The 12021-nt window shown below is 73.0% G+C and carries 7 protein-coding genes; 2 read left to right on the top strand and 5 right to left on the bottom strand.

The window, feature by feature from the left end:
* Positions 1 to 225: 225 nt before the first annotated feature.
* The 5 genes from FEF34_RS34710 to FEF34_RS34690 all read right to left on the bottom strand — a co-directional run bounded on the left by FEF34_RS34710 (position 226) and on the right by FEF34_RS34690 (position 8024).
* Entirely contained in the window at positions 226 to 3033 is a 2808-nt protein-coding gene (locus tag FEF34_RS34710) for a DUF5682 family protein (RefSeq protein ID WP_138056695.1), read from the bottom strand.
* Positions 3030 to 4142 (bottom strand): ATP-binding protein, encoded by a 1113-nt coding sequence (locus FEF34_RS34705; RefSeq protein ID WP_138056694.1) that lies wholly within the window; start codon positions 4140 to 4142, stop codon positions 3030 to 3032. The genes FEF34_RS34710 and FEF34_RS34705 overlap by 4 nt, the downstream gene beginning before the upstream one ends.
* A gap of 227 nt (positions 4143 to 4369) precedes the next feature.
* On the bottom strand, positions 4370 to 6127 hold the full coding sequence (locus FEF34_RS34700) for a vWA domain-containing protein (protein ID WP_138056693.1): 1758 nt from the start codon (positions 6125 to 6127) through the stop codon (positions 4370 to 4372).
* Positions 6124 to 7542, bottom strand: coding sequence for a hypothetical protein (locus FEF34_RS34695; RefSeq protein WP_138056692.1), 1419 nt, complete (start codon positions 7540 to 7542; stop codon positions 6124 to 6126). Before FEF34_RS34695 ends, FEF34_RS34700 begins: the two co-directional genes overlap by 4 nt.
* On the bottom strand, positions 7512 to 8024 hold the full coding sequence (locus tag FEF34_RS34690; RefSeq protein ID WP_171053210.1) for a hypothetical protein: 513 nt from the start codon (positions 8022 to 8024) through the stop codon (positions 7512 to 7514). Before FEF34_RS34690 ends, FEF34_RS34695 begins: the two co-directional genes overlap by 31 nt.
* Before the next feature lie 341 nt (positions 8025 to 8365).
* On the opposite strand from FEF34_RS34690, the gene FEF34_RS34685 reads away from it, so the two are divergent.
* Positions 8366 to 9835, top strand: a complete 1470-nt coding sequence (locus FEF34_RS34685) for an aldehyde dehydrogenase family protein (protein ID WP_138056691.1) — start codon at positions 8366 to 8368, stop codon at positions 9833 to 9835.
* 249 nt (positions 9836 to 10084) lie between these two features.
* Complete coding sequence (locus FEF34_RS34680) at positions 10085 to 11665, top strand: GMC family oxidoreductase (protein WP_138056690.1); 1581 nt, start codon at positions 10085 to 10087, stop codon at positions 11663 to 11665.
* Positions 11666 to 12021 lie beyond the last annotated feature (356 nt).

The following is a 12021-nucleotide window of genomic DNA, read 5'->3' as shown; positions in this document are numbered from 1 at the left end:
CCGTTCCGCGGCCGGCACCGGAACGGAGAGCTCCGGCGACGCCTGGACCTGGCCCGTGCTCACCCCGCCCCTACGGACACCGCGTGCCCACCACGGACGGGCGCCCGTGACGGCGTCCCGTCCCGTGCCCGACGGCCGCCGTCCGAACCGGTCGCGACGAGGGGCCGCGGTGAGCCCGGTGCGCCGCCCCGCGGCCGGGCGGGCCGGACTCACCGTCCAACCGGCTCAGGGCGGGGCCAGCAGAGCCTGCAGCGCCGCCGCCGTACCGGGATGGGCGTGGACGAGTACCGCGCCGCGCGGGCCCGGGTCCGTCGTCTCCCACCCGCCGTCGCAGCCCAGCAGCTCCGCCACCGCGTCGCAGGTGACGGGGTGGGCGGCGAGCAGCGGGACACCGCGGCCGGCGCCCCCCGGCAGGGCGGCAGGCTCTGCCCGGGGGTCCGGCTCCACACGCCACGGGGGCACCCATGAGTCGAGGGCCCCGAGCCGCCCGGGAAAGATCCGGCCGGCCTCGCGGATCAGCAGCGGCGCCTGCTCCGCGCCGCCGGACCGCAGGGTGCCGATGAGGGTCGGCAGCCACGGCAGCAGCACCGCGTCCGGCAGCCGGGCGAAGGCGTTGGACACCGCCTCCACGACGAAGTCGGCCAGGGCGGGGACCGGCTCCAGCGCCTGGAGGAACCCGCTGAGGTAACGCGGATAGGCCGGGACCACCAAGGGGTTGCCGAGGAGTTCGTCGCAGCGTGCCCGCAACTCCGCCCGGGACAGGCTGCCGAGCTGGGTCCGCGCCGCCCAGAGCAGCGCGACCTTCGCCGGCTCCTCGGGGTGCGACGCCGCGACCGCCAGCTCCAGTTGCCTGCGGTCGCAGCCCAGGGACAGCGCCAGGCCCTCCATGCTGAACAGGAACCCGAGCATCGCGGCGACCTGGCGCACGGTCGCGTCCTCGTCGGTGAACGCCGTCGGCAGCAGGGTGCAGTAGTGCGCGTACCCCGTCTTGACGAAGGACTCGACCCACGGCGGCAGCACCGGCTGACCGGTCCGGTAGTACGCCAGCAGTCCGCGCACCCGGCGCAGCACCTCGGGGGCGCCGTCGACGCTGCGCTCGGTGGCCAGCACCTCCAGGGCGCGGGTGCCCAGCTCGTCGGCGAGGCGCCGGCTGCGCAGATGGAGCGTCGCGTCCTCGACGGCCTCGAGGACGACGGCCGTCGTGGCCCGAGGGCTGTATGCCGTGCGCCGCAACCGCTGCTCCAGCACCTGCTCGATACTGACTCCCTCGTAGCCGAGCTCGATCAGCGCACGCTGGTGGGTACCCAGCGCGAGGTCCCAGGACTCCTGGATGGGGCGCTCACCGAGCCGCCGCTCCCCCATGATCGGGCGCGCCGCGCCCTGCGGCATCAGGTACCGCAGCATCCACAGCAGGTCGGAGCACTTCTCCAGCTCCGGTCGGGAGGCGATGTCGAGCAACGCCCGCTGCACCCCGCGCTGCTGGAGCTTCAGCCCAAGCGGCGCGAGCCGGTCGTGCACGTCGCGCGCCAGGGGCGGCAGTGCGTCGTAGCCGACCTGGCCGATCCGGTCGCCGCCCATCATGATCTCCACGAGCCGGCGCACATCGCGCCGGCCCGGCACGGTGTCCTTCTCGATGCAGGTGACGGCCGCGTCCTGGAAGTCGTACGGGGTGGGCTTGGCGCGGTCACGCATCCCGGCGAGGAGGATCGACGTCTCGAACACGGCGATGGCGTCGGCGGTGGAGGCGAGATAGCCGTTGCGACGCGCCGCTCGCACGATCTCGACCGACCAGTCGAGCAGTTCGGCCTCGTCGAGCCGGTCCAGGACGGGTGGCCGCCGCAGAAATCCGGAGAGCCTGTCGGAGGCGGGCTCCGCCGTGTCGGTGGCTGCCGGGCCGGCTTTCGCCGCCTTCGCCCGCTTCTTCGTGCCCGCCTGTCCCGCCAGCCGGAAGGGCTCGACACGAGTGCGCCTGACGTTCTTCGCCCACACCGTCGAGGCGATGGAGACCGAGCCGGCGGCGAGGCCGAACTGCGCCTCGATCGCGGCATGGCTGGACGGAATCAGACCGTGCTGCCACCTGGTCGCGGTCCGGGGCCCGATCTCGAAGCCGTCGGCACCGTCCACGCCGAACTCGGCCACACGGCTGGCCGCGTGGAACGCACCGCAGACGTACAGGCAGTCCGCGGGATCCGTGCCGGTGGCGGCCAGGTGCTCGCGCATCCGGGTCCACATGTAGCGCTCGCGGTCCTCGTCCACGCCCACCCGCCGGGGGTCACCCGGAGCGAGGCGGCGGAACAGACTGCCGATCAGCAGCATGACCTGCCGGTAGGTGTCGTGGTCGCTGTCCCCCAGCGGCAGTTCCACGTACTGGTGCCACCACTCCGACCAGTGGCGGACCCGGCCGTGGCGCAGCAGATGCTCCTCCAGTTCGGCGAAGCGGGGCCGGAGGTCCCCGATCTCGACGCCGACCGCCTCCCCGTGCAGGGCGGCCTCCTCGTCGGCCGGCGCGTCCGGACCGGACGGTTCGGAGGGTTCGGAGGGTGCCGCACCGCGCGCGTCCCACTGGAACACATGGTCGGAGGACCGGTCGACGAGAACGAGTTCAACACCCGGGGTGTCCAGTGCGTAGGCGATCGCCTGGTACTCGGCCGACGCCTCGGTGATGGGCGCGACCACCGAGAGCGGCGACCAGTCAGCCGGGAAACCCTCGACCTCGGTGGCGAACGCCTGCACCGCGACCGGGAGTCTGCAGTTGCGGAGTTCGGTGAGGAGCGGGGCCATGTCCTCGCACAGCTCGAGGTACACCACCTTCGGCTGCTTCTCCCTCAGCCGCCGCGCCATCGCGAGCGCCGAGGCGGGTGAGTGGTGGCAGACCGGGAAGATCTCCAGGGGCTCCCGCACCGCGCGGTCCACGTCGTCGACGATGCCGAGCAGGATGCCCTCCAGCGCGCCCGGGCCGTCGGCGAAGGCCGCCGCCGCTGCCTGCAGTTGGGACCGCAGCTCGGTGAACGTCCCTTCCTGGGCGGCGCTCATGACAGGGTGGCGATCGCGTCGCGGCCGCCCTCCAGGAACTCCGGCCAGGAGCCGCCCTCCTCCTTGCTGCGCGGCTCGACGACGCCGTGCAGATACTTGTTGAGGATGGCCAGGTCCTCGGGCTCGCGCCGGGCCAGCGACCCGACGAGGGAGGAGGCGAGGGTGTGGGCGGTCAGCGCGCGCTCGCCGAAGAAGTTGCTGTGCAGGATCGCGTCCTCCAGCACGCCGATCTGCTCGGCCGTCGACAGCGCGGACTCCAGCTTCTCGTCGTCGCTGCCGGCCGAAGCCGAGGAGGCGCGCAGGTCGGCGAAGCTCTGCAACAGCACGTCCAGCAGCGTCGGCGGTACGTCCAGTTCGATCTGGTGGCGGCGCAGCAGTTCCTCGGTGCGGAAGCGGACGATCTCCGCCTCGCTCTTCTTGTTCGTCACCACCGGGATGCGCACGAAGTTGAAACGCCGCTTGAGCGCCGAGGACAGGTCGTTGACGCCCCGGTCACGGCTGTTGGCGGTGGCGATGACGGAGAAGCCGGGCTTGGCGAAGACGATGCCGTCGCTGTCCAGCTCGGGGACCGAGACGTACTTCTCCGACAGGATGGAGATCAGGGCGTCCTGGACGTCGCTGGTGGAGCGGGTGAGCTCCTCGAAGCGGCCGATCGCACCGGTCTCCATCGCGGTCATGATCGGCGAGGGAATCATCGACTCGCGGGACTGGCCCTTGGCGATGACCATGGACACGTTCCACGAGTACTTGATGTGGTCCTCGGTGGTGCCGGCCGTGCCCTGAACCACCAGGGTGGAGTTGCGGCAGATCGCCGCGGACAGCAGTTCGGCGAGCCAGCTCTTTCCGGTGCCGGGATCGCCTATGAGCAGCAGGCCGCGGTCGGAGGCCAGGGTCACGACGGCACGTTCGACGAAGCTGCGGTCGCCGAACCACTTCTGGGAGATGTCCCTGTCGAGACCGTCGGAGCGCTCCGCCCCCAGGACGAACAGCCGGACCATCCTCGGGGAGAGCCGCCAGGAGAAGGGCTTGGGGCTGTCGTCGATCGACTCCAGCCAGTCGAGTTCCTCGGCGTACTTGATCTCGGCGGGGGCGCGCAGCAGTTCGGACATGTCAGGGCCTTTCTGAACGTGGGAGCGTGTAGACGTGGGAGCGTGTAGACGTGGGAGCGTGTAGACGTGGGAGCGTGTAGACGGGTCAGCCCGAGGAGAGGTCGGCGTGGCCGAGGTGCCCCGGCGGAGGACGCCGCGGCCGGTTGGGGGCACGGCCCGCGAGGGGAGACTGACGGCTGCGGGGCGGTTGCCGGCGCGCCTCTCGTCGGGACGGGGCGGGGCTGCCCTCAGGCGAGGAACGTCTTGAGTTCGTGGACGAGCTTGCGTATGTGACCGGATATGACCGGTGTGCCGAGGTCCTTGAAGCGCTCCCGGAACCAGGGGTTGACGCTTCCGCGGCCGGAGCTGGTCACCGAACCGACGGGAATGAACTTGGCCCCCGACCGATGGATGGCGGCCATGGACTCGAAGAGCTGCTCGCCCCGCCACTCGTAGAAGTCCGAGATCCACACCACGACGGTGTTGCGGGGTTCGGCGATCTTCGGCTGTGCCAGCGCCATGGCGACCGTTCCGTCCGTACCACCGCCGAGGTTGGTGCGCAGCAGGGTCTCGAAGGGGTCGTGCACCCAGGGGGTGAGGTCGAGGGCCTGGGTGTCGTAGGCGATCAGATGGACGTCCACCTTCGGCAGCCCGGTGAAGATCGAGGCGAGGATGGTGCAGTTGACCATCGAGTCGACCATGGAGCCGGACTGGTCCACGACCACGACGAGCCGCTGCGGCGTCGTCTTGCGCGCGGTGTGCCGGTAGTAGAGGCGGTCGACGTACAACCGCTCCTCCTCCGGGCTCCAGTTGGTGAGGTTCTTCCAGATCGTGCGGTCGAGGTCCAGGTTGCGGAAGACGCGCTTCGGCGGCACGGAGCGGTCCAGGGCACCGACCGTGGCCTTCTCCACCTGGGTCCGCAGCACCTCGGCGACCTCGTCGACGAAGCGGCGGATCAGGGCCTTGGCATTGGCCAGCGCCACACCGGAGAGGTTGTTCTTGTCACGCAGCAGCTGCTCGATCAGCGACATGCTCGGGGTGAGCTGCGAGGCGAGCCGGGGATCGGCGAGGACCTCGCGCAGATGCATGCGCCGCACGAGGTCTGCCTCGATGGCGCCGAGTTCCGGGCCGATCGCCGGGACGAGCCTGCTGAGGTCGGGCGCCCCACCGCCACGGGTGCCGATGGGACCGACGCCCCGGCCGGCCGCGCCGCCGCCGGTCCGGCCGCCGCGCAGTTCACCGGGCCGGCAGCCGAGCGCACGCTCCAGCCAGCCCGCGTCGGACTGCCAGCGCGAGAGCTGCCCGGCGGTGACCGTGCCGGATCCGGAAGCGAAGACGTTGAGCAGCACCTTCGACACCAGTGCGGCGCGGCGCACTTCGGCGGCGCGGTCGCGTCCGTCCGCCCCGTCGGCGTCGTCCGCCTCGGGTACGGCCCCGGGCTCGGCTGCGGGTGCCGCGACGGTCCCGGCCGCCGGGGATTCGGAACCGGTACCGAGCCCTGCCACGGGTGCGCGACCGGATCCGGATCCCGCCGGGGACCCCGCCTCGGGTACGGCGCCGGCTCCGGGCCCGGCCGCCGCGGAACCGCTGCCGGTGGCGGGTGGGGCCTCCTGCTCGGGTGCGGACGAGGCCGCGGAACGGGGCCCGGGCTCGGCTGCGGACCCGCCGTCGGTCCGGTCGACGGTCCCGGCGCCGGGACCGGGCCGGTGAACGGATCCACGGCCGGTTCCGCCGTCGGGCCGGGGAGCCATCAGCCCGTCGAACTCGGCGGCCAGCTCCGGGTGTCGCTGCACGACGGAGTCGACGGACGCCTGCGGGTCCAGCAGCGCGGGCGGCAGCCCGATGTCCTCGACGACGGCGAGGCTCGCCGACTCCAGGGTCGTCTGCTCCTCGCGGTCGAAGAGGCGGGCGAGGAGCCGCCAGTAGAGGACCTGGCGGCGGTTGTCGTGGGCGTCCGCCTCGGGGTGCCGGTCCCTGTGCTCGGGTGCGGTCGTCTGCTCGGTCATTTCCGCAGCAGCCTCCCCGCCCGCTCGCGCAGCACCTTCACGGCGTCGGTGGCGGCCTTCTCCGCCCTGAGGCCGGCCTTGTCGGTCGTGCCGCCGGCCCAGGCCCCGCCGTGCACCGCCACGGTCCTCTTCCGCACGGTCGTCTCGACGGCGAGCGGCTGGACGCTGAACACCCCGGCGTCCCAACGGAGCAGCCCGATGCACGCGCCCGACACCTCGACGGCCTCCGGCGTCAGCGGGCCCGCGGCCGGAAGGCGGCAGGCGTCGACGACCACGGGATGCCCGGCGACCTCGAACAGCAGTACGCCGCCGTCCTTGCGTACGGTGTAGCCCTCCAGGAACACCGGCTCGGCGATACGCGCCGGGTGGCGGTCCAGCGGTGCGGCCGCCGTGGCCGCGGCCGCGGCCAGGGCGACACGGGCGGTGGCGAGGGCATCGGCGGGCCCACCGGGGCGCGCTCGCTCGTCGTCCCAGATCAGGTCGCCCTCCGCAGTGATCGGCATACCGGACAGATCCATCGAGCTCCCTTCGCTCACGGCCGCCAGCAGCGCCATGTGCGGACGGAGCAGCTGCCAGACGCCCGCCCCCACGACCGTGTCCGGTTTCGGCGCGGACACGGCGGCGCGCACCAGCCGGGGCGCAGTGCCGTCCGCGGGCTCGAACACCGCGTGGACCTGGGCCTGCGCGGCGGTCGCGTGCTCGTGGACGTCGACGCCGAGCGGCAGCAGCCTGCCGGTGGCCGTACCGGGCGTGGCCACCTCGGCCGCACCGGGCAGCGTCAGCAGCATCGCCCGCGACCAGAGGTCGGCCCAGCGGCGCACGGGGACGCGTTCGAGCGTCGCCCCCGGGCAGGAGGCGGCGAGCTCGGCGGCGAAGCCGTCCAGGAGCGTCGCGGGCCGGCGCAGTGCCGGGTCGGGGAGCATCGCGGAGACCACCTGGGCGGCCCCGGAGACCAGTTCGTGGTCGATGCCCTGCCATCCGGCGCGGGCCACGTCGCAGAGCCAGGAGCGGGCGGCGGCCGACGGGTTCGCCGCAGGGCGCTGGGCGGGCGGGGGCGCGGTCTCCTCGAGGCGCGAACGGCCGGTCGCCTCGTCGACCCGGGCGACGAGCGCGTCGTGGACGGAGCCGAGCAGCGCCGTGCGCGCGGCGGCCAGGGCGACGAAGTGGTCTTCGCCGGCGGCCCCTTCCGCCGCCTTCCCGGCCGCCTCGGCGGCCCGGGAGGCCAGCGGCGTGCCCGCCACGGCGTCGGCGAGTTCGGCCAGCCCGCCGGCCTGGGCGGGTTGGGGACGGTGGAGTCCGCCGACGAGAGCACGGTCGAAGGCGTCCACGGCGGCCAGGGCCTCGTCGAGCCCGTCGACCGGATCGGTGAGCAGGGCGGTGCGCATCACGCCACCGCCCTGGCCTGCGGGAACCACTGCATCTCGGGCAACGGCACCGTGTCGGGGGTCAGTTCGAGGTAGGCCAGGTGGCGCAGGAACCGGCTGAACACGGGAGCGGCGGTCTTCGCCTCCGCCTGCGCGGGGCGGGTGGCGGCCATGGCGGCGGTGACGCCGGCCGCCGTCGGTTCCTCGTCTCCCGTGTCGACCCGCAGCCATCGGGCGACGCGCTCGGCACCGTACTGCAGCACGGCTTCGCCGACCAGGGCCCGGATGTGGTTGCAGTACGAGCCGCGCGCACCGCCGCAGGGCCGGTTGTTGTTCGTGCTGCAGGCGAACGCGTACGTGCCCGCCTCGACCGACGACACATAGACCCGCTCGATGTCCGAGCCGCTGGACACCACGCCCTGCAGACGTCCGTCAGCCAGCTCGACGAACGGGACCTTGGCGAGCTTTCGCGGTCGCGCGGGCGCCACCAAGCGCGCCGCGCTCCGCTTCTCCCAGTCGGACAACGCACCCATCTCCTTCGCACAGCACGGGAAGTCCCTGCCGGAAGAGTGAGGCCGGCGGGACACGACTGAACCTAGCGGCGCCCACTGACAACGCCGATCTTGGGCGGGCGGGCCCGCACGGCGAACGGACACCGGGAAGGACACACGGCGGAGCACGGACGAGCCCCTGGGCGCGCACACCCTGGGTGGCCGTGCGGGCACCCGGCGTGGCGGCTTCCGGGCGCCGGGCACGCTCGCGGTGCAGAGCGGGCCCGGGCTCTCTAGCCTCGAAGCAGAAGAAACGCGAAGAACCGCACGACTCGGAAAGCGCTCCGGTACGCCCGCCCGTCCGAACCCGGAGGTGGCCCCACATGCCAGAGCTCTTCATCGGCGGTACCTGGACCGCCGCGGCCGGCGGGCGGAAGCGGGAGATCCGCTGTCCGGCCGACGGCACACTGGTGGCGACCGTCGACGAGGCGGGACCGGAGGACGTCTCCGCCGCCGTTGCCGCCGCCCGGGACGCTTACGACAGCGGGCCCTGGCCCCGGACCCCGGCCGTCGAACGCGGCGAACTGCTGCTGCGCACCGCCGCCCTGCTGGAGCGCGACAAGGCCGAACTCGCCCGCGCCGAGTCGCTGGACACGGGCAAGCGGCTGGTGGAGAGCGCGTACGACATGGACGACATCGCCAAGTGCTTCCGCTGGTTCGGTCATCTCGTGGCGGCGGGCGGCCACGACCGGGTCGTCGACGCCGGACTGCCGGACGTGGACAGCCGGGTCGTCCACGAGCCCGTCGGGGTCTGCTCGCTGATCACTCCGTGGAACTACCCGCTGCTCCAGACGTCGTGGAAGGTCGCCCCGGCCCTCGGCGCCGGCAACACGTTCGTCCTGAAGCCGAGTGAACTGACCCCGCACACCGCGGTGATGCTGATGCGGCTGCTCACCGAGGCGGGGCTGCCCGACGGCGCCGCCAACCTGGTGCTGGGCGCGGGCGGTGCCGTCGGGGCTCCGCTGACCGAGGACCCCAGGGTGGACATGGTGTCGTTCACGGGCGGCCTGGTCACCGGCCGCCGCATCATGGCGGCCGCCGCGCCGACGGTGAAGAAGGTGGCGCTCGAACTCGGCGGCAAGAACCCGAACGTGGTGTTCTCGGACGCGGAGTTCGAGGCGGCGGTGGACTACGCGGCGACGGCCGTCTTCCTGCACTCCGGCCAGGTCTGCTCGGCCGGGGCACGTCTACTGGTGCAGGAGGATCTGCACGACGCGTTCGTGGCGGAGCTCGTCAAGCAGGCGGAGTCCATCAGGCTCGGCGGGCCCTTCGACGACGACGCCCGCGCGGGCCCTCTGATCTCCGCCGGGCATCTGGAGAAGATCGAGGCGTACGTCGCGGCCGGTGTCGCCGAGGGCGCGGTCCTGCGCTGCGGCGGCTCCCGACCGGAGGACCCGGAGCTCGCCGACGGCTTCTACCACCTCCCGACGGTGCTGGACGAGTGCACCCCGGACATGACCGTGGTGCGCGACGAGTCCTTCGGCCCGGTGCTGACCGTGGAGCGGTTCCGCGACGAGGAGGAGGCGGTGGCGCTCGCCAACGACACGGTCTACGGGCTCGCGGGAGCCGTCTGGACCGGGGATCCGGCGCGGGCCCACCGGGTGGCTTCGAGGATGCGGGCCGGCACGGTGTGGATCAACGACTTCCATCCGTACGTCCCGCAGGCGGAGTGGGGCGGGATGAAGCAGTCCGGGTTCGGCCGCGAACTCGGCCTGGCCGGCCTGGCCGAGTATCTCGAGGCCAAGCACATCTGGCGCAATCTCGCGCCGAGCCCGCAGAGGTGGTTCGCATGACGGCGGACGCGGGACGGGCCCGGTACCCGAGGGACCCGTTGGGCCCCGGCCGCCGCGACGACTCGTCGACCGCGGAACGGGGGTACGAGCCGGAACCCATGCGTCCGGCGCCACCGGACGGGCGTGCTCGCCGAGCACGCGTACGAGTCCGCGCCGACCGGTGGTCCGGCGGCTCCTGACGAGCCCTCCAGGCACGCCCGGACGCGTCCGGAAACGGCCCGACGGCTCCCCGACGACTTGGGAGATGCCATGGCCTCACCCCTGTCCCCGCCCGAGTTCGACCACGTCGTCGTGGGCGGCGGCACGGCCGGCGCCGTCGTCGCCGCCCGGCTCAGCGAAGACCCGGACGTCAGCGTCTGCCTGCTGGAGGCCGGTCCCTCGGACGTGGGCGACGACAACATCCTGGTGCTGGAGCGCTGGATGGCCCTGCTGGAGTCCGGATACGACTGGGACTACCCGGTCGAACCGCAGGTGAACGGCAACAGTTTCCTCCGCCATGCCCGGGCGAGGGTCCTCGGCGGCTGTTCGTCGCACAACTCCTGCATCGCGTTCTGGGCACCCGCGGAGGATCTGGACGGGTGGGCGGCGACGGGCTGCACCGGCTGGAGCGCCGCGGACTGCTTCCCGCTGTACCGACGGCTGGAGAACAACGACGCGCCCGGCGAGCACCACGGGCGTTCCGGCCCGGTGCGGCTGCGGACGGTACCCCCGAGGGACCCCTGCGGGCGGGCCCTGCTGGAGGCCTGCGCCGAGGCGGGCATCCCGACGACCCCGTTCAACGCCGGCACGACGGTGGTACGGGGCGCCAACTGGTTCCAGATCAACGCCCGCCCGGACGGGACCCGTTCGTCCGCGTCGGTGTCGTATCTGCACCCGGTGCTCGGCAACCGGCCGAACCTGGAGGTACGGACCGGGGTACGGGCGCGGCGTCTGCTGTTCTCGGCCGACGGCCGGTGCACGGGTGTCGAGTACCTGGAGCCGGACACCGTCCACACCTCCGTGGTGACCGCCCGTGGCGAGGTGGTCGTGGCCTGCGGGGCGATCGACTCGCCCAAGCTGCTGATGCTGTCGGGCATCGGCCCGGGAGGGCATCTGCGGGACGTCGGGGTCGACGTCCGGGTGGACGCCCCCGGCGTCGGCTCCCATCTGCAGGACCACCCGGAGGGAGTGATCATGTGGGAGGCGAAGCAGCCCATGGTGACCACCTCCACCCAGTGGTGGGAGATCGGCATCTTCGCGGACACCGTGCCCGGCCTGGACCGCCCGGACCTGATGTTCCACTACGGTTCCGTGCCCTTCGACCTGAACACCTACCGGCAGGGCTACCCCACGTCCGACAACGCCTTCTCGCTGACGCCGAACGTGACCCGGGCCCGCTCGCTGGGCACGGTCCGGCTGCGCAGCCGGGACTTCCGCGACAAGCCGTTGGTCGACCCCCGGTACTTCACCGACGAGCACGACGTCCGCGTGATGACGTACGGGCTGCGGCTGGCACGGGACATCGTCTCCCGCACGCCGATGAGGGACTGGGCCGGTGCGGAGCTCGCCCCCGGGCCCGGCACCACGAGCGACGAAGAACTGTTCGCCTATGTGCGCGCGACCCACAACACCGTCTACCACCCTGCGGGCACGGTGCGGATGGGCGGCGACGACGATCCGGAGTCGCCGCTCGACGCGCGCCTGCGGGTCAAGGGCGTACGGGGCCTGCGGGTGGCCGACGCCTCGGTGATGCCGCTGCTCACCACCGTCAACCCGTGCATCACGACGATGATGATCGGCGAGAAGTGCGCCGACATGATCAAGGCCGACGCCGACGCGGGGAACGGCTGAGCGGGCTCCGGCGGGGAGCGGCGGTCCGGAAGCGCCCCGGGCGGACGCCGGCCGGCACGGCCGCGACGCCGGGGAGGACGCCGAGCACCGCGAGGTTCCCCGCGCACGCGGGCCGGGCCTCACCGCGGCTCCCCGGGACCGCCGACGGGTCCGCCCCGTCCGGTGGTCGTGCACCGGACAGGGCACGACGCCGACGCGGGGAACGGCTGAGCGGGCTCCGGCGGGAAGCGGCGGTCCGGAAGCGCCCCGGGCGGACGCCGGCCGGCACGGCCGCGACGCCGGGGAGGACGCCGAACACCGCGAGGTTCCCCGCGCACGCGGGCCGGGCCTCACCGCGGCTCCCCGGGACCGCCGAC

Origin of the sequence: Streptomyces marianii, from assembly GCF_005795905.1 — a bacterium.
GTDB lineage: Bacteria > Actinomycetota > Actinomycetes > Streptomycetales > Streptomycetaceae > Streptomyces > Streptomyces marianii.
The sequence above is the reverse complement of the archived record's forward strand: the minus strand, read 5'-3'. Positions and strand labels throughout refer to the sequence as shown.

What these genes read in the sequence shown, in the direction of transcription:
- FEF34_RS34705 (WP_138056694.1), bottom strand. Translation starts at nt 4,142, where the DNA reads ATGTCCGAACTGCTGCGCGCCCCCGCCGAGATCAAGTACGCCGAGGAA.
- FEF34_RS34690 (WP_171053210.1), bottom strand. Translation starts at nt 8,024, where the DNA reads ATGGGTGCGTTGTCCGACTGGGAGAAGCGGAGCGCGGCGCGCTTGGTG.
- FEF34_RS34700 (WP_138056693.1), bottom strand. Translation starts at nt 6,127, where the DNA reads ATGACCGAGCAGACGACCGCACCCGAGCACAGGGACCGGCACCCCGAG.
- FEF34_RS34710 (WP_138056695.1), bottom strand. Translation starts at nt 3,033, where the DNA reads ATGAGCGCCGCCCAGGAAGGGACGTTCACCGAGCTGCGGTCCCAACTG.
- FEF34_RS34685 (WP_138056691.1), top strand. Translation starts at nt 8,366, where the DNA reads ATGCCAGAGCTCTTCATCGGCGGTACCTGGACCGCCGCGGCCGGCGGG.
- FEF34_RS34680 (WP_138056690.1), top strand. Translation starts at nt 10,085, where the DNA reads ATGGCCTCACCCCTGTCCCCGCCCGAGTTCGACCACGTCGTCGTGGGC.